This is a genomic window from Geomonas subterranea (assembly GCF_019063845.1).
Taxonomy (GTDB): Bacteria; Desulfobacterota; Desulfuromonadia; order Geobacterales; family Geobacteraceae; genus Geomonas; species Geomonas subterranea.
On record NZ_CP077683.1, the window covers coordinates 3,450,914 to 3,469,401 of the forward strand.

At 63.6% G+C, this 18,488-nt stretch carries 11 protein-coding genes and 1 pseudogene; 2 read left to right on the forward strand and 10 right to left on the reverse strand.

Annotated features, from left to right (window positions below):
• Nucleotides 1–59: 59 nt before the first annotated feature.
• The 10 genes from KP001_RS15050 to KP001_RS15095 form a co-directional block, all read right to left on the reverse strand.
• The gene (locus tag KP001_RS15050) at nt 60–1,430 is read right to left on the reverse strand and encodes a sigma-54-dependent transcriptional regulator (protein ID WP_217286414.1); all 1,371 of its coding nucleotides are present in this window, start codon (nt 1,428–1,430) and stop codon (nt 60–62) included.
• Between the two features lie 79 nt (nt 1,431–1,509).
• Nucleotides 1,510–3,024, reverse strand: coding sequence for a two-component system sensor histidine kinase NtrB (locus tag KP001_RS15055; RefSeq protein ID WP_217289624.1), 1,515 nt, complete (start codon nt 3,022–3,024; stop codon nt 1,510–1,512).
• A 51-nt stretch (nt 3,025–3,075) separates the two neighbouring features.
• Complete coding sequence (locus KP001_RS15060) at nt 3,076–3,780, reverse strand: type II secretion system protein (RefSeq protein ID WP_239027795.1); 705 nt, start codon at nt 3,778–3,780, stop codon at nt 3,076–3,078.
• Nucleotides 3,780–4,712, reverse strand: coding sequence for a transketolase family protein (locus KP001_RS15065; protein ID WP_217286415.1), 933 nt, complete (start codon nt 4,710–4,712; stop codon nt 3,780–3,782). Before KP001_RS15065 ends, KP001_RS15060 begins: the two co-directional genes overlap by 1 nt.
• 158 nt (nt 4,713–4,870) lie before the next feature.
• Entirely contained in the window at nt 4,871–5,695 is an 825-nt protein-coding gene (locus tag KP001_RS15070; RefSeq protein WP_217286416.1) for a transketolase, read from the reverse strand.
• Between the two features lie 22 nt (nt 5,696–5,717).
• The gene (locus tag KP001_RS15075) at nt 5,718–6,221 is read right to left on the reverse strand and encodes a RomY N-terminal domain-containing regulatory protein (protein WP_217286417.1); all 504 of its coding nucleotides are present in this window, start codon (nt 6,219–6,221) and stop codon (nt 5,718–5,720) included.
• Nucleotides 6,222–6,329: 108 nt separating this feature from the next.
• On the reverse strand, nt 6,330–8,771 hold the full coding sequence (locus tag KP001_RS15080; RefSeq protein ID WP_217286418.1) for a homocysteine S-methyltransferase family protein: 2,442 nt from the start codon (nt 8,769–8,771) through the stop codon (nt 6,330–6,332).
• Nucleotides 8,772–8,998: 227 nt separating this feature from the next.
• Nucleotides 8,999–9,589 carry a GerMN domain-containing protein gene (locus KP001_RS15085; protein ID WP_217286419.1) on the reverse strand — a complete coding sequence of 197 codons (591 nt, stop codon included), beginning with the start codon at nt 9,587–9,589 and terminating at the stop codon, nt 8,999–9,001.
• Nucleotides 9,573–10,412 carry a glutamate racemase gene (murI, locus tag KP001_RS15090; protein WP_217286420.1) on the reverse strand — a complete coding sequence of 280 codons (840 nt, stop codon included), beginning with the start codon at nt 10,410–10,412 and terminating at the stop codon, nt 9,573–9,575. The genes KP001_RS15085 and murI overlap by 17 nt, the downstream gene beginning before the upstream one ends.
• 262 nt (nt 10,413–10,674) lie before the next feature.
• Nucleotides 10,675–11,352 carry a DUF554 domain-containing protein gene (locus KP001_RS15095; protein WP_239027796.1) on the reverse strand — a complete coding sequence of 226 codons (678 nt, stop codon included), beginning with the start codon at nt 11,350–11,352 and terminating at the stop codon, nt 10,675–10,677.
• Nucleotides 11,353–11,643: 291 nt separating this feature from the next.
• Between KP001_RS15095 and KP001_RS15100 the strand changes: the two are divergent.
• Nucleotides 11,644–15,091, forward strand: a pseudogene (locus KP001_RS15100) (pyruvate carboxylase).
• 626 nt (nt 15,092–15,717) lie between these two features.
• Nucleotides 15,718–18,315 carry a cache domain-containing protein gene (locus tag KP001_RS15105; protein WP_217286421.1) on the forward strand — a complete coding sequence of 866 codons (2,598 nt, stop codon included), beginning with the start codon at nt 15,718–15,720 and terminating at the stop codon, nt 18,313–18,315.
• Nucleotides 18,316–18,488: the final 173 nt, after the last annotated feature.

An 18,488-nucleotide genomic window follows, 5' to 3' on the forward strand; every position in this document is an offset into this window, starting at 1 on the left:
TGCACCAACTGCTGCGGCCTGTCACCCGCGAGGGCGCAGGGAAACCTCCGGGGCGGCTCCTACTTGAGGAAGCCGAATTTCTTCATGCGGTAACGGAACGCGTCGATGCCGAGGTTCAGCTTCTTGGCGGCCTTGGACTGGTTCCAGTCAGTGATCTCCAGGGACTGCTTGATCAGCTCGCGCTCCACCTCCTCGATGTCGATCCCCTCGGGCGGGAGCTTGAAGGTGGTGAGCGGCACGGTGACCTGCGAGGCCTTGGCCACGATCTCCAGCGGCAGGTTCTCAAGGAGCAGGTTTTCGTCGTTGCCGAGGATAATGGCGCGCTCGATGACGTTCTTCAGCTCGCGGATGTTGCCGGGCCAGTTGTACTCGACCAGGAGCTTCTCCGCCATGCTTGAGATCCCCTTGGTGGGCTTGCCGAACTCCTTGGAGAAGACGTCGATGAAGTGGTTGGCCAGCACCAGGATGTCCTCCTTGCGCTCGCGCAGGGCGGGGAGGAAGATCGGGATGACCTGGAGCCGGTAGTACAGGTCGTTCCTGAAGGACTTGTCCTCGATCGCCTTCATCAGGTCCTTGTTGGTCGCGGAGATGATCCTGACGTCGACGGGGATCACCTTGGCGCCGCCGATACGGCGGAAGGTGCGGTCCTCGAGGAAACGCAGCAGCTTGGCCTGCATGCCGATCTCCATGTCCCCGATCTCGTCCAGGAACACGGTGCCGCCGTCGGCCAGTTCGAAGAGACCCTTCTTGGAGGTCTTGGCGTCGGTGAAGGCCCCCTTCTCGTGACCGAAGAGCTCGCTCTCAAGCAGGGTGGAGGGGACGGCGGCGCAGTTGATGGCGACGAAAGGCTTGTCGGCGCGGGCGGATTCGTAGTGGATGTACTTCGCCACCAGCTCCTTGCCGGTACCCGACTCACCCTGCACCAGGACGGTGGAGGCGTCGCTCTTGGCCACCTTGGCCATCATCTCCAGCACGTTTTTCATGTGCTTGGAGTTGCCCAGGATCTTGGGTGGCCCCTGCTTCTTGTGCTCGCTGCGAAGCTGTACCACCTCGCGGCGCAGCTCGGAGGTCTCCAGGGCCTTCCTGACCACCAACGCCATCTCGTCCAGGTTGAAGGGCTTGTTGATGTAGTCGTAGGCCCCGTGGCGCATGGTGTTCACCGCTGTCTCCAGGCCTCCCTGGGCGGTCACCATGATCACCAGTATCTCCTCGTCGATCTCTTTGAGCCGCTGCAGCACCTCCAGGCCGTTTATGCCGGGGAGATGGTAGTCCAGCAGCACCAGTTCGGGCTGCTCGTCCCGGGCGATCCTGAGCGCGTCCTCGCCGGTCCCGGCCGTGCAGACCTCGTAACCTTGCTTCTTGAGGTTCTGCTCCAGGGACCAGCGGATCAGGTGCTCGTCGTCGACGACCATTATTTTCGCTCTGCGCATGGCGGCTCCTTAGGATGTGGTGCCGGGCCCGCTGGCCCGGTGTGGTAGGGGTCTGCCGTACTGCCTTTTGCTGCGATCGCTAACCGATTATGCCGCTGCTTAAATGGGCCTGTTCCAGCTCCTCCTGGCTCGGACAGTAGGCCGGCAGCTCCACCGAGAAGGTGGTGCCGACGCCGTCCTGGCTGACGCAGGAAAGGCGTCCGCCGTGCTGCTCGATGAGCCGGTGGCTGATGGCCAGGCCAAGCCCGGTGCCCTGGGCCTTGGTGGTGAAGAACGGGGTAAAGATCTTTTCCAGGATCTGCGGCGGGATGCCCGGTCCGGTGTCGTTGACCTGCACCCGTACCATGTCCATGCCATCCACGTGAGCCAGCGAGCTGGACACCGTGAGGACCCCCCCCGACTGCATGGCCTGCACCGCGTTCAGGAACAGGTTCAGGAACACCTGCTGGATCTGCTTGGGATCGACGTAGACCGGCGGCAGGTCTTCGGCGAGCTCCAGCTTCTTCTCGATGTTCTTGCCGCCGCGGTGCTGCGACGCGAAGATCAGGATCTTCTTGAGCGCACTGTTGATGTCGGTGCAGGTCGGCTCCGCAACGGTCGGCTTGCCGAAGAAGAGGAGATCGTTGACCGTCTTGTCCAAACGGGAGATCTGCTCCAGCACCTCGCCGATGATCAGGGTGCGCCCGTCCTCCGGAGAGAAGTCGTCCTTGAGCACCGTGATGGCAGCGGCAATCCCGGTGAGCGGGTTCTTGATCTCGTGGGCGATCCCGGCCGCCATCTCCCCCACCGAGGCGAGCCGGTCGGCGCGCTCCATCTGCTGGAAGTGGTAGGTCTCCAGCTCCTTCTTGGCGCGGTCCAGCCGGTCCACCATGGAGTCGAAGGAGACGATCAGGCGCCCGATCTCGTCCTTCCCCTCCGGGGTCATGCGCACCGAGAGGTCGCCCGCCTCGACGCGGGCCATGTTCTTGGCCAGCTGGAGCAGCGGCTTCTTGACGAACTTCAGCATGACCAGCGAGATGGCCAGCGACAGGAAGCCGATGATGGCGACGGTGGACATCACAAAGAGCTTGGTCAGCTCGACGATGCGCCGCCTCGTTTCCACCAGCGAGTAGTTGACGTTCAAGAGGCCGATGATCCTGCTCTTGGCGCCGTGGCACAGGTTGCACTGGCGGTTGTTGTAGATCGGCTTCACCATGCCGAGCACTTCGCCGTGCCCTTCCAGGTTGAAGACCCCCTCGCGCTTGTTGTCCAGGAAAAGTTTGAAGTCGTGCTGGTCCACGACGCGCCCGACCTCCGAGGCCTGGGAGGACTTCAGGATGACGCCGTGGGGATGGAAGATGCGCACACCCACCAGGTTCTCGCTCTGCCCCACCATCTCCAGGATCACCTTCACGTCCTCGGTGTTGCCGTGGCGCATGGAGTTGTAGAGGGAGCGTTCGATGGTGTCCAGCAGCAGTTCGCTGGATTCACGGGCGGAGTTGATGAGCTGCATCTGCTCGCGCCTAAGCGTCAGGAACGCGAAGGTCCCGATGCCGAACACGAGCAGGCAGATGGAAAGAACGATAACCCGCGATGTGAGACTCTTGAAAATCAGGGTGCCTCCGGTTTCGGGCGCCGCCCCCTCCGGGGAGGGGCCATCTGCAGCCTACGGGGTGGTGGAATTACTCCTGTTGGACCTGGACCTTCTGCCCGATCCGAACGGGGACCCTTCTTCCGTGGCCGGGGTCTCCGGCTGGGCGGTCGGGGTCTCCGGCTGGGTGGTCGGGGTCGGGCTGCCGCTGGTCTTTAGGCCGGTAATGGTGCCACCGGTCTTGATCGGCGGGATCCGGTCGTAGATGAATACCCACTCGTTGTACTTTTTCTTCTTCTCGAAGTCTTCGGGGTGGAGGTCGAAGGGAAAGTTCCCCTGCTTGACCGGCTCCAGTTCGCTCTTGGACTTCACGCCGACGATCTTGCCGTCCTTCCTGATCTCGTCCCACTCCTTGCCGGTGATGGGCTCGACCAGGGCGTAGGGGCGCAGGTAGCGCAACTTGCCCGGGGTGCTCGGGTCCTGGAGCAGCGACTTCAGCTCGGGGGGGCCCGCTACCGCCGGCGGCGCGGCGTTGACGTTGCCGGCATTGCCGGGAACCTGGTTCGACACCAGTTTCCCGTCGACGACCTTGACCTTGTACCACCTGCGCAGGGCGTCCCGGATCTGGGTGCCGCGGGAGATCAGTTCCTCCTCCCGCTCGCGCTTCATGGCGGTACTCCAGACCACCGCCGCCTGGCTGGCCATGATCCCGACGATCACGGCCATGACCAGGGCGCCGATATAGGTGAAGCCACCCGTGGACCGGAGTACCCTTGACATCATTTCTTCCTCGAAACGATCTCCCTGGCCTCTTCGATGAGGGTTTCGGCGTTGAGCCCGAAATACTTGAGCAGTTCGTCGGACTTGCCGGAGGTGCCGAAGCGGTCGTAGACACCCACCCTCTTCATCAGGGTCGGGCAGGTCTCGGCCAGGAACTCGGCGACTGCGCCGCCCAGGCCGCCCACCACGGAATGCTCCTCGGCGGTGACGATGGCGCCGGTCTCCTCGGCCGCCTGAAGCACCAGCTCCTTGTCCAGCGGCTTGATGGTCCCGATGTGGAGTACGCGGGCGGAGATCCCCTCGGCCTTGAGCTTCTCGGCGGCGGTTACCGCGGCGGCGGTCATGAGGCCGGTGGTGATGAAGGTAAGGTCGGTGCCGGGGACCACGACGACCCCTTTGCCGATCTCGAACTTGTGGCCGGCCGGGAAGACACTGGGGACCTTGTTGCGCCCGAGACGCACGTAAACCGGTCCCTTGTAGGCGGCGACGGCGCGGATGGCGCCCTTGGTCTCCTCGCCGTCGGCCGGCACGATGACGGTCATGTTGGGGATGGCGCGCATGATGGCGACGTCCTCCACCGACTGGTGGGAGCCTCCGTCCTCACCGACGGTGACCCCGCCGTGGGTGGCGACGATCTTCACGTTGGCCTTGGGGTAGGCGACCGACTGGCGGATCTGCTCCCAGCCGCGGCCGGCGGCGAAGATGGCGAAGGTGGAGAGGAAGGGAACCTTCCCCACCGCGGCAAGCCCTGCGGCCGTCCCCACCATGTTGGCCTCGGCGATACCCATGTTGAAGAAGCGGTTCGGGAATTTCTTCGCGAATACGCCGGTCTTGGTGGACCCGGAGAGGTCCGCGTCCAGCACCACTATCTTATCGTTCTCGCCACCCAGCTCGGCCAGCGCCTCGCCGTAAGCGTCCCTCGTTGCGATCATAAGTAATCCCTTTCTGTATGTGTCCCCGCCCCACGTTCCCTCCCCCGGAGGGGGAGGGCAGGGAGGGGGAAAGATTTTCGTCACAGCCTAAGCCCCCCTCCCGACCTCCCCCATCCGGGGGGAGGAGAGTTCGGGGAAGCGTCGGAAACCCGTCCGGTTTAGTCGCAGCACCCCAGGCACCTGAGCGCCTCGGGAAGCTCATCGTCGTTGGGGGTGACGCCGTGGTAGGATGCCTTGTTCTCGAACAGGTGCACACCCTTGCCCTTGACCGTCTTGGCGACGATGGCGGTGGGAGCCCCCTTGTGCGCCTCGGCCTGGTCCAGGGCGGCAACGATCTCCCCCATGTCGTGTCCGTCGATCTCGATCACGTTCCAGCCGAAGGCCTTGAACTTGTCGGAGATGGAGGAGACATTCATGACCTTGGAGACGTCGCCGTCGATCTGCAGGCCGTTGGAGTCGATCAGGGCGCAGAGGTTGTCGCTCTTGTAGTGGGAGGCTGCCATGGCGGCTTCCCATATCTGCCCTTCCTGCAGCTCACCGTCGCCCAGCACCGCGTAAACCCGGTTCTCCTTGCCGTCCAGCTTGAGACCCAGCGCCATGCCGTTGGCCATGGAAAGCCCCTGCCCGAGGCTGCCGGTGCAGACGTCCACGCCCGGGGTTCCCTTGCTGTCCGGGTGCCCCTGCAGGTGGCTGCCGAGGCGGCGCAGCATCATCAGGTCCTCGGCCGGGAAGTAGCCGCACTCGGCGAGCGTCACGTAGAGCGCCGGCGCCGCGTGCCCCTTGCTGAGCACGAAGCGGTCCCTCCCCTCCCAGGCGGGGTCGGCCGGGTTGTGGCGCATCTTGTGGAAGTACAGCGCGCACACCATGTCGATGGCGGAGAGCGAGCCGCCGGTGTGGCCGGACTGCGACTTGTGCAGCGTCTTCACGATGGCGACGCGCAGGCGCCTCGCCTTTTCTTCCAGATCTGCAATCTTTTCTTTCACGAAGGTTCCTTTCAGGCTGGCTTTATTTGTCCTCGCCCGTGATCAGGTAATCGAGGATCACCTCATCCAGGCTACGATGGGCTGAAGATGCCGGGGGCACGGTAGGGGCCGGCGGTGCCGGGGGGGGCTGCTGCGGAGGGCTCGCCATTGAGGGCGGCGCCGGTGCAGCCTGCGGCGCGGGGGATGCAGCGGCTGTCTGGACCGCAGGGCTTTGCTCTGCGACGGCGGCGCCCTGCTCTTCGGTCGCGGGCGCCGGTGCGCCGTCGGGGAAGATGCGGGCGTCGAACTCGCCGTTTTTCAGGCGCCGCATCATGTCCTTGTGCTGCTCTTTCATGATCGACTCGACCACCGCCTCCAGCTGCTCGACCTTGATGATATCGGCATAGCTGGTCTTGGAGGACGCGAGGATGGTCCCCCCGCGGTAAAGCAGGGTGATGATGTGGGGATTGGCGATTCCGCTGTCCTCGGTCTGGACGTGGAACAACTCCCCTCTGTACCTGATGTTATGGTTGAAACCTAGGACCATGCCTAACCTCTACGCCAAATGGCGGACCCGTCGCAAATTAGCACAGCGGAAGCAGCGTTGCAAGCGATATTCGGGGTGCGCACCGCTCCCGTCTCCGCAAAAAAGCGTTTATTTTGCCAGCAGTTCCTTGATGCGGGCCACCGCCTCCATGGCGTCCTTGGCGTAGAGGTCGGCGCCGATCTCATCGGCGTACTGCTGGGTGACCACGGCGCCCCCCACCATGGTGAAGCTCTTCACCCCTTCGGCCTTCAAAAGAGCGACCACCTTGTCCATCTGGGCCATGGTCGTCGTCATGAGCGCGGAGAGCCCCACCGCGTCCACCTGGTGGCTGCGCGCGGCGTCCAGGATCCTCTCGGCCGGGACGTTTTTGCCCAGGTCGATCACCTCGAAGCCGTTGTTCTCCAAGAGCGTCACCAGGATGTTCTTGCCGATGTCGTGGATGTCCCCCTCGACGGTGGCCATGAGGATCTTGCCCAGGCTCTTCAAGCCGCCGCTGGAGAGTTCCTGCTTCAACCGCGCGAAGGCCGCCTTCATGGTGTCGGCGGAAACCATCACCTGCGGCAGGAAGAAGGAGCCGTTGCCGAAGCGTCTCCCCACCTCGTCGAGGCCTACCAGGAGCGCCTCGGAGCTGATCTGCATGGGGGAGAGTCCCTCGGCGAGGGCCTCCTCGACCAGCGGAACCACGGCCTCCAGCTCGCCGTTTATGACCGCCTTGGCGAGCCGCCCCCGGATCCCCTCCGGCTCGACCGTTTCCGCGACGGGCACCGCACCGCCGGCTCCGGCCGCGGGCTGCACCGTGGCGCCCACCGACTGGCCGCGGTAGGCGTCGATGTAGCAGGCCGCGTTGACGTCCTTGCCCAGAAGCACCATGGAGCTTCTCCAGGCGGACATCATGGGGGCCTCCTTCACGTTCACGATGGCGGAGGTGAGCCCGGCGGCCATGGCCATCGAAAAGAAGGTGGACGAGATGAGTGGGCGGCACGGGAGGCCGAAGGATATGTTGGAGACACCGAGCGTGGTGTTGAGCTTCAGGCCGCTCACATGGCGTACCGCCTCCAGGGCGACCAGTGCCCCCTTGGGCTCGGCGCTCACGGTGAGGGTGAGGCAGTCGACCACGAGGTCGCTCCTCTTGATGCCGGCGGCCCCGGCGCGCTGGGCGATCTTTTGCGCGACCGCCACCCTCCCCTCGGCCTCGGCCGGAATGCCGGCATCGTCCAGGGTGAGGCAGACCAGGGCGGCGCCGTATTTCTTCGCCAGCGGGAGGATGGCGGCGAGGCTTTTCTCCTCGCCGTTCACGGAGTTGATCAGCACCTTGCCGTCGGCGGATTTAAGCCCCGCCTCCAGCGCCTGGGGGGAGGAGGAATCGAGCACCAGCGGCGTCTGTACCGCGCCGGTGACGCAGAAGACGGCGCGCTCCATGGCGGCGGGTTCGTCGATGCCCGGCGTCCCCACGTTCACGTCGAGGAGGGTCGCCCCCAGTTCGGTCTGCTCCAGCGCCTCGCGACGGATGTAGCTCACCTTCCCTTCGCGCAGCTCCTGGGAGTAGAGCTTCTTCCCGGTCGGGTTGATGCGCTCGCCGATCAGGGCCACCGGGTGCTTCGCGCCGATGGCCGCGAAGGAGCCGCGACTGGAGACCCAGGTGGTGCCGTCATCCGCCTTGGGGGCGAAGGGGGCCTGCCGCCCCGAGAGCGCCTCCTTGATGGCGGAGATGTGGGCGGGGGTGGTGCCGCAGCAGCCGCCGATGACGCGCACGCCGAGCCCGATCATGCGATCGTGGTAGGCGGTCATCTCGTCGGGGGTGCCGGGGAAGACGGTGACGCCGTCCCTGAGGATCGGGAGTCCCGCGTTGGCCTGCGAGATGAGCGGCAGGGAGGTCACCTTCCTCATGGCGCAGAGGATGTCGTAGATGCCGTCCACGCCGAGGCCGCAGTTGGAGCCCACCATGGAGGCGCCGGCGGCCTCCAGGGTGATGGCGGCCGCTTCCGGCGGCGAGCCGAGCACGCTTCTCCCCTTCTCCTCGAAGGTGAGCATGGCGATGACCGGGATGTCGGCGGAAAGCTCGCGGATGGCGATGAGGGCGGCGCGGATCTCCTTGATGTCGAGGAAGGTCTCCAGCGAGATGACGTCGCACCCCGCGTCGATCAGGGCCTTGGCCTGCTCGGTGAAGAGCGCGTGGGCCTCGTCGAAGCTCATGTCCCCCACCGGCTCCACGAAGCGTCCGGTGGGGCCGACCGAACCCGCCACGTAGGCGTCTTCACCGGCCACCTCGCGGGCGATGCGGACCGCCTCGGCGTTGATCCGGGCCACCTGGTCCCCAAGACCGTAGTGCTCGAGCTTCGCCTTGGTGCCGCCGAAGGTGTTGGTCACGATGATGTCGGCGCCCGCCTCGAGGTAGGCGCGATGCACCCCCGCCACCACCTCGGGGGCAGTCAGGTTCATCTCCTCGGGCGACTGTCCCGCCTCCAGCCCGCGTTCCTGCAGCATGGTCCCCATGGCGCCGTCCAGAACCAGCACCCGCTCTCTAACCGCCTGCATAAACGGCATCTTCATCGGTCGTCACTCCTGAAAAGGAAATTTGAAAATCGGAAAAAAGCGCTAACGACACAGGACAGCAGGGAGATCATCTCCCGCATCTGTCCACATCCCCTCTCCCGCCGGGAGAGGGTCAGGGTGAGGGAGTTGCCAAAGGCTAAATGACCGCAGCCGGCAAAGCCCTCACCCGCCCTTCGGGCACCCTCTCCCAGAGGGAGAGGGAACCGGCGTGGTTCGCTTTTGGTTTACTGTTTTTCCGGCGCCGCAGGCGCCTCTTTCTTCTCCAGCGTGAAGTCCGCCGCGATGGGGGCGGAAAGATCCAGGTGCCCCTTCAGCTCCTTGACCGGCACGCCGTCCACCAAAAACTGCACCGCTTTCACCTGCGGGAAGTTGGCAACCACGGTGTCCACCACGGAGTAGACGGCGCTCATCTCGGCGGAACTTCCCTCGGGGAGGCTCTCCACCAGCTCCTTCGAGAAATCGACCTGCACCACGTCCCCCTTCAACTGCGCTCCGATCACCCGCGCGTTGTGGGGCAGGGTGGGCGCCAGGTCTCCCAACGGCCCTACCACCAGCTCGTCAACGACGCTGGCGATCATGTCGTCGGTGGTGTCCTCGACCGCGATCTCGCGACCTTCCCGCGCCAGCGACGAGCCGTCCTGGTTGGAGAAGAACAGGGTCACCACCCGGGTATCGACCTGCTCGGCCGGCGCGGCGGGAGGCGTCACCTTGGTCGCCGTCTCATACTTCCTGAAGACCAACAGGCCGACCACCACCGCGAACACCAGGAACGCGATCAGCAGGACTCCCTTGGCCCTGTTAGCTCGTCTCTTCACCGTTCTCTCCTTCCTGCAGTTCCTGCTCCAGGCTCACCTGGTAGACATCCCCCAGCTCTCCGCCGAGGAAACGGTTGCCGACCCTGATGAACCCCGCAGGGATGTCGGTGACATAGTAGTGGTGATTGCCGCGTTCGTTGGCCGGGCGCAAGAGCCCCTCCGTAGTGAGGATCCGGGCGACGGTGCGGGCGGTTTCCGCGGCGGAGTCAACCAGGGTCACCTCCGGTCCCATCACCTGCGCGATGACCTCCTTGAGGATCGGGTAATGGGTGCAGCCGAGCACCAGGGTATCCACCCCCTGCGCCTTGAGGTCCTCCAGGTAGATGCGTGCCGTCATCCTGGTCACCTCGTTGTCCACCCATCCCTCCTCCGCCAGGGGGACGAACAGGGGGCAGGCGCGGTTCACCACCTCGATGTCGGGGTTGATCCTCTTGATCGCCTTGGTGTAGGCGGAAGAAGCCACGGTGGCGGCGGTGCCGATGACGCCGACCTTGCCGGTCCTCGTGGCCGCAGCCGCGGCACGGGCGCCGGGCTCGATCACCCCGACGATGGGGATGTCGAACTCCTGCTGCAGCGCCGCGAGCGCCACGGCGGACGCCGTGTTGCAGGCGACCACCAGGAGCTTGATGTCGCGGTTCAAGAGATAGCGGGCGATCTGACGCGAGTAGCGAATTACCGTCTCCGGCGACTTGGTTCCATAGGGAACACGGGCGGTGTCCCCGAGATAGATGGTGTCCTCCTGGGGAAGGGTCTGCACCACTTCCTTGAGGACGGTCAAGCCCCCCACCCCGGAGTCGAATATCCCGATTGCTTTCCAGGCCAAAATCTTTTCTCCAATTGCTGTTTATTGCGACTCTTCGCCACCAGGTCCCAAAGGAGTCGCAGCCGGCATTTCCCCCGGTAAACGTCCCCCCTCCCCTCGCGGGAGCGGGTTAGGGGTGGGGGCACCGCTGCCTGCTCCCCTCTTTGCAAAGGGGGGAGCGGCAGGTAGCGGAAGACTGCGCTGATTCCTCTGCGCAGCCGCTTTTGCCTTCATGGAGGCGAAGTACTGCATGTTATTTAATTATTAGGGAGAATGTCAAGGTTTACGACACGAAGAGCATAACCAGGGGAGGCGCCAGGAACACGGCCGGAAGCAGGTTCCCCACCGGCACCCTCTTGACACCCAGCATGTCCAGCCCGATGGCGAGGATGAGAAGCCCCCCCACCGCGTTCATCTCCTGCACCACCACCGGGGTCAGGATCTGTTGTGCCAGCGAGGCGGAGAGGGTGATGGCGCCCTGGTAGAGAAAGAGCGGCAGCGCCGAGAAGAGAACGCCGGCGCCGAGGGTTGAGGCGAGCGCCACGGAGGCGATGCCGTCCAGGGCCGCCTTGGCGTAGAGGATGTCCGGGCGGGAGCCGAGCCCGTCCTGGAGCGCCCCCATGATCGCCATGGCTCCGACGCAGTAGAGCAGACTCGCCGTCACGAACCCCTCGGAAATCCTGCCGCTTCCCTTGAAGCGGTCGCCGATCCAGTTGCCGAGGGCCTCCAGGCGCGCTTCGATGCCGAGGAGCTCGCCGATGATCCCCCCGCCGATGAGCGATCCGATGATGATCATCGGTTGCTGGCTTTTGAAAGCGAGCTGGATGCCGATAAGTAGTACGGCAAGCCCGAGTCCGGCCATGACGGTGCCGCGCACCTTGCTGGAGATGAGGTGCCCCGCCTTCAATCCGAGAGCGCTGCCGATGACGATTGCCGCCGCGTTTACCGCCGTTCCTTGCATGATCATCGGGCAAAGATAGGAATTTCTCCCCGCTAAGGCAAGCAAAACCTTATCCCGGTGGTAGCCTATTCTGGTTTGGGGAAAGTATACAAAAATATAACATGATTCCAGGATTGACATTCGAAGGGGAATCTGTTTTTATATGCCTCCCTTTGAATACACGATTAAACCCTCAAAACTTAAAAGGAAATTGGTTTTACCAATATAGTCATGGGTGTTTTAAAACGGCAATAAAATTTCCATCATTTGTTTTAGTCTCGGTAAAAAAATACCCCCACTAAAGGAGCGGAAATGGAAGCACGGAAATTCAGGAAGGTGATGGCAGCTAACCGCGGGGAGATCGCGATCAGGATCTTCCGCGCCTGCACCGAACTCGGCATCAGCACGGTTGCCATCTATTCGGAAGAGGACAAGCTCTCGCTGCACCGCTACAAGGCTGATGAAGCGTACCAGGTCGGCAAGGGGAAAGCCCCCATCGACGCCTACCTCGGCATCGACGAGATCATCGCCCTGGCCAAAAAGCGCGATGTCGACGCCATCCATCCCGGTTACGGCTTCCTGGCCGAAAACGCCGAGTTCGCCGAGAAGTGCGAGCAAAACGGCATCGCCTTCATCGGGCCGACCGCGGAGATGCAGCGCGCCCTGGGGGACAAGGTGGCCGCGAGGAAGGTGGCCAAGGCCGCCGGGGTCGCCACCGTCCCCGGCACCGAGGAGCCGATCGTCCACGAGGAAGAGGCCCTCATCTTCGCCAAGAACCACGGCTACCCGATCATCATCAAGGCGGCGGCCGGCGGCGGCGGGCGCGGCATGCGTGTCGCCACCAACCAGAAGGAGCTTCTGGAGGGGCTGCAGTCGGCCTCTTCCGAGGCGAAGGCATCCTTCGGCGACCCCTCCGTGTTCCTGGAGCGCTACCTGAAAAACCCCAAGCACATCGAGGTGCAGGTGTTAGGCGACGGCTACGGCAGCCTGGTGCACTTCTACGAGCGCGACTGCTCCATCCAGCGCCGCCACCAGAAGGTGGTCGAGTTCGCCCCCTCCCTGGCGCTCCCCGGCGACACCCGCCTCGCCCTGTGCACCGATGCCCTGAAGATCGCCAAGCAGGTGGGGTACCGTAACGCCGGCACCGTCGAGTTCCTCCTGGACGAGGAAGGGCGCTACTACTTCATCGAGATGAACCCACGCATCCAGGTCGAGCACACGGTCACCGAGATGATCACCGGCCGCAACCTGGTGCAGGCGCAGATCCTGATCGCCGAGGGGAAACGCCTCTCCGACCCGGAGATCAACATCCCCAACCAGGGCTCCATCGAGATGCGCGGCTTCGCCATCCAGTGCCGCATCACCACCGAGGACCCCACCAACAACTTCGCGCCCGACTTCGGGACGCTGACCACCTACCGCAGCTCCGCAGGGTGCGGGGTGCGTCTCGACGCGGGCAACGCCTTCACCGGCGCCCAGATCACGCCGCACTACGACTCTTTGCTGGTCAAGGTCAGCTCCTGGGGGCTCACCTTCACCGAGGCCGCCCACATCATGGACCGAAGCCTCCAGGAATTCCGCGTGCGCGGCGTGAAGACCAACATCGGCTTTTTGGAGAACGTGATCACCCACCCGGTGTTCCTGGCCGGCGAGTGCAACACCTCCTTCATCGACCAGCACCCGGAACTTTTGGTGATCCCGGAGAAGAAGGACCGCGCCAACAAGGTGCTCAACTTCCTGGGCGACGTCATCGTGAACGGCTCGGCCGGCGTCGCGAAGCCGCTGCGCTCCGCGGAGCTCATCGAGGCGGCCGTGCCGCAGATCGACCTCTTCGCGGAAAAGCCCAAGGGAACCAAGGACATCCTGCGCGAGAAGGGGGCCGAGGGGCTCGCCACGTGGGTGCTGGAGCAGAAGAAGCTCCTCCTCACCGACACCACCATGCGCGACGCGCACCAGTCGCTTTTGGCCACCCGCGTCAGAACCTATGACCTGTTGAAAATCGCGGACGCCACCTCGCACCTGGCGAGCGACCTCTTCTCCCTGGAGCTCTGGGGAGGGGCTACCTTCGACGTTTCCATGCGCTTTTTGAAGGAAGATCCCTGGCAGAGGCTGCACGCCCTCACCGAGGCGATCCCCAACGTCCTGTTCCAGATGCTTTTGCGCGGCTCCAACGCCGTCGGCTACACCAACTACCCGGACAACGTGGTGCAGCGCTTCGTGGCGCAGGCAGCCGAGTCCGGCGTGGACGTCTTCCGCGTCTTCGATTCGCTCAACTGGACCCGCGGCATGCAGGTGGCCATGGAGGCGGTGCAGAAGTCCGGCAAGATCTGCGAGGCGGCCATCTGCTACACCGGCGATATCTCCGACCCGGCCCGCACCAAGTACCCGCTCTCCTACTACGTCTCGATGGCGAAGGAACTGGAGAAGATGGGGGCGCACATCCTGGCCATCAAGGACATGGCGGGCCTTCTGAAGCCGTACGCCGGCTACCAGCTGGTCAAGGCGCTCAAGGAGGAGATCGGCATCCCGGTGCACCTGCACACCCACGACACCTCCGGCAACGGCGGCGCGCTCCTGCTCATGGCCGCGCAGGCCGGGGTCGACATCGTCGACGCGGCGCTCTCCTCTATCTCCGGTCTCACCTCGCAGCCCAACCTGAACGCGCTGGTGGCGACCCTGAAGGGGACCGACTTCGACCCGCAGGTGAACGAGCGCGGCCTGCAGCAGCTGGCCAACTACTGGGAGACGGTGCGCGACTACTACGCGCCGTTCGAGTCCGGCCTGAAAAGCGGCACCGCCGAGGTGTACCACCACGAGATCCCGGGGGGGCAGTACTCCAACTACAAGCCGCAGGTCGCCGGCCTCGGCCTCATCGAACGCTGGGAAGAGTGCAAGGAGATGTACCACAAGGTGAACCTCCTCTTCGGCGACGTGGTCAAGGTGACCCCTTCCTCCAAGGTGGTTGGGGACATGGCCATGTTCCTGGTGAAGAACAACCTGGAGCCCGCGGACGTCTTCAACCAGGACGCCGACCTCGCCTTCCCCGAATCGGTGGTCGGCTTCTTCAAGGGGATGATCGGCCAGCCCTACCAGGGTTTCCCCAAGGAGCTGCAGAAGATCATCCTCAAGGGGCAGGAGCCCATCACCTGCCGCCCGGGCGAGCTCCTGGAGCCGGCCGACTTCGAGAAGGAGCGCGCCGCTGCCGAGGCCAAGGTGGGGCACCCGGTGAACGACGAGGAGCTCATGTCCTACATGATGTACCCGAGCGTCTACGTGGAGTACGCCAAGCACCGCCAGGAGTTCTCCGACGTCTCCGTGATCCCGACCCCCATATTCTTCTACGGCCTCGAGCCGGGGCAGGAGACCTCGATAGAGCTCCAGCCCGGCAAGACGCTCATCGTGAAGCTCAACGCGATCGGCAAGACCCAGCCCGACGGCACCAAGAAGATCTACTTCGAGCTCAACGGCAACGCGAGGAGCGTCACGGTGCGCGACCAGTCGGTGCAAAGCGACGAGGCCGGCCACGAGAAGGCGGACAAGTCCAATCCCAAGCATGTCGGCGCCCCCATGCCCGGCAAGGTGATCAAGCTCAACGTGAAAGTCGGTGACGCGGTGAAAGCGGGCGATATTCTCGCGCTCACCGAGGCCATGAAGTCGGAGACGGAAGGGGGCGGTGAAAGAGGACGGCGCGGTCGCCGAGGTGAAGTGCAAGGAAGGGGGCAAGGTGGAAAAAGAGGAGCTCCTTTTCGTTATGGCATAACCAAACCTGCTACTGTCAAAGGGGAGCTTCGGCTCCCCTTTTTTTATGATCTAACGCCGGCGCCAAATGGTTGGCGCCCCCAGTAATCACGCCACTTTTCGCTGCTCAAAATTAGTGCAATTTGCTGGAGTGGTCCCCATTACGCCGTTTTCATGCCGCGCCCCCCGATTTCTCCACATGGTTTTCCACAGCTGACGTGGATAGAAGAACTACTGCCAGAGGCAATCTACACTGTAAACGCCGATAAAGCCTTGATAGTTGTCCACTTTGGCCCTGACAGAGCCCGTTTCGACAATATATTGACGCCCGGCGGCCGTCCCACTCCGCCGCCCCGGCGGTTGCGGATCGACACCCCCACAGAAAAGCCCTCGATTACAGGCAGATACAAAACAGCACACTCATAAAAATTAATTTATACTACTTTAAAGCCGGAATTTCCGTGAAAAGAAACCAGAGCATTGGCAGATTCAAATGGTAAATTGCTATACGCCTCGTTGTTATTTGTCCAGGAAGGTTTATAAGAGTTTCCATGACTCACACAGGCTGTCTGCCGTTTTGGCAGCGGAGCCCCACCTGAGACAGTAGGTGCACGGTGGCCCGTCAATCAGCAGCCATCCGGAGCCCATGTGCTATTCACCAGCATGAAAACCAAGATGACCCTGGCCGTGTTCCTTTTGGTGGTGGTCCTGATGACCGTTTCCGCCGTAGGGTCATTTCTTTTTTTCGAAAAAACGTTCAAGGAAAGCATTTCGCAGCAGCAAGCCGTGCTTTTGGACTCGCTGGCGGCCCAGATCGACGACCGGATCTTTGATTTCACCAAGGAGCTGCACAGCCTCTCCAGCCGTTTGACGGCCGATGCGGCGGCCCATCCCGAACAGGCCCAGCGCCTGCTCGATACCGAGCAGAGAAAGCACGCCTTTTTCGACAACTCCCTCTTTCTCTTTTCCGCCTCCGGCCACCTCGTTGCGGCCACCCCACGCGACCTGAACTTCATCGGCATGGACTTCTCTTTCCGGGAGTACTATCAGGAGACGGTGAAGCGCGGCACCACCTATATATCGCCCCCCTTCTCCTCGCTGCAAAAGCACAGCCGCCCCATCATCATGTTCACCGTGCCCATCTTCGACGGGAACCGCGCGCTGACCGCCATCCTCTCGGGAAGCATCGACCTGCGCGAACAGCACTTCCTGCGTTCCCTGGCCGCCCTCAAGCTCGGCAAGAAGGGGTTCCTGTCACTCTACGACAACAGGCGCAACGTCCTCATGCACCCGGACAAGCGCAGGGTGCTGCGCCAGGACCCGCCGGGGACGAACCCGATGCTGGATCGCGCCCTGCAGGGGTTCCAGGGGACCGCCGAGACGATGACCCGGACCGGTATCCCCGTGCTGCGCTCGGTGAAGCGGCTGAAGTCGACCGGGTGGGTGCTTGCGGTCAGCTATCCCATAGAAGAGGCCTATGCCCCGGTGTACGCCGCCAGGAACTACTTCATCGCGGGCTCTTTTGGGGCGGGGCTCCTTTCACTTTGTCTGGTCTGGCCCTTCATGCAGTACCTCACCAGGCCGCTGGTCTCCTTCACCAGGCACCTCGAAGAGCTTCCGGCCCAGGCGGGCCTCGCGCAAAAACTGGCGCCGGTGACCTCGGACGACGAGATCGGTCAGATGGCCCGCACCTTCAACAGGATGCTGACGGAACTCGAGCGCTCGGCGGACTTCTACCTGACCCTCTTCGAGAACTTCCCCACCATGATCTGGCGGGCCGGCACCGACAGCAAGGTGAACTATTTCAACCGGACCTGGCTCGATTTTACCGGGCGGGAACTGGCGGACGAGCTGGGGGACGGCTGGGCCACCGGGGTGCACCCCGAGGACCAGGAGTACTGCCTGAAAACCTACCGCAACGCCTTCGGCCAGCGCGCGCCCTTCCAGATGCAGTACCGGCTGCGTCACAACGACGGCGGCTACCGCTGGATCATCGACATGGGAAGGCCGTTCAACGGGCTGGACGGCAGGTTCGCCGGGTACGTGGGAACGTGTTACGACGTGACCGACCGTCTCCAGGCCGAGGAGGAGCGCAGGGCCCTGGAGCACCAGCTGACCCAGTCCCAGAAGATGGAGGCCATCGGCACCCTGACCGGCGGCATCGCCCACGACTTCAACAACATCCTGACCGCCATCATCGGTTACAGCACCATGATGCAGGTGCAGCTCGAGGAGGATCATCCCCTGCAGGGCAAGGTGAGCGAGATCCTGCGGGCGTCGGAGCGGGCCGCGAACCTGACCCGGAGCCTCCTGGCCTACAGCAGGAAACAGGTGACCAACCCTGCGCCGGTGGGGCTCAACGCCATCCTGTTGAACCTCGAGGTCATGCTGCGCCGCCTGATCCCCGAGCACATCGACTTCAGGATGGAACTCAGCGGCGAGGAGCTTTCCGTCCTGGCGGACTCAGGGCAGATTGAGCAGGTGGTCATGAACCTGGCGGTGAATGCCCGGGACGCCATGGCCAGCGGCGGCATCCTCTCCGTCGCCACGGACCGGATCATCCTGAACCAGGAGTTCGTGACGGCGCACGGCTACGGCCTGCCCGGGAGCTATGCCCTCATCACCGTGGCCGATACCGGCATCGGCATGGACCAGAAGACCCGGGACCGGATCTTCGAGCCCTTCTTCACCACCAAGGAGCCGGGGAAGGGGACGGGGCTGGGCCTTGCCATGGTGTACGGCATCGTGAAGCAGCATTCGGGCTTCATCAACTGCTACAGCGAGCTTGGGCACGGCACCGTGTTCAGGATCTACCTCCCCCTTATCGACCTCCCCGCGCGCAGCGAGAGCATGAAGATCGAGGAACCCGTGCATGGCGGGGAGGAGACCCTGCTACTGGTCGAGGACGACGCGGTGATACGCGATATGGTGCGGGAGCTTCTGCAGGACTTCGGTTACCGGGTGATCACCGCGGTGGACGGCGTGGATGCCGTGGAGAAGTTCCAGGCGGCCGGGGGGAATGTGGCGATGATCATCATGGACGTGATCATGCCGCGCATGAACGGGCGGGACGCGTACCGGGCGATCTGCGAGTTCTCCCCCGGTGCCAAGGTGATCTTCATGAGCGGCTACACCGCCGACATCATCACCGACACCCTCACCATGGGGGATCCGCGCCATTTCGTCTCCAAGCCGATCAAGATCAAAGAGCTTCTGGCCCGGGTGCGGGAACTGCTGGACGAGTGAACGACGGAGGGACTTTAACGTTCGGCGATCTGTGTGCGGCGTGCATCGAAAGTGACACGACAGGAGGGGACTCCCCTCGCCCTCCGGGAGAGGGGCGGGGGTGAGGGCGTTGCCCCGTTGCAGGCGAGGTGCCTACGGCATCTCCCTCACCCGCCCTGCGGGCACCCTCTCCC

Excerpts from the sequence above, each read along its gene's own strand:
- KP001_RS15065 (WP_217286415.1), bottom strand. The coding sequence starts at position 4,712 with ATGATCGCAACGAGGGACGCTTACGGCGAGGCGCTGGCCGAGCTGGGT.
- KP001_RS15060 (WP_239027795.1), bottom strand. The coding sequence starts at position 3,780 with ATGTCAAGGGTACTCCGGTCCACGGGTGGCTTCACCTATATCGGCGCC.
- KP001_RS15050 (WP_217286414.1), bottom strand. The coding sequence starts at position 1,430 with ATGCGCAGAGCGAAAATAATGGTCGTCGACGACGAGCACCTGATCCGC.
- KP001_RS15075 (WP_217286417.1), bottom strand. The coding sequence starts at position 6,221 with ATGGTCCTAGGTTTCAACCATAACATCAGGTACAGAGGGGAGTTGTTC.
- KP001_RS15080 (WP_217286418.1), bottom strand. The coding sequence starts at position 8,771 with ATGAAGATGCCGTTTATGCAGGCGGTTAGAGAGCGGGTGCTGGTTCTG.
- KP001_RS15095 (WP_239027796.1), bottom strand. The coding sequence starts at position 11,352 with ATGCAAGGAACGGCGGTAAACGCGGCGGCAATCGTCATCGGCAGCGCT.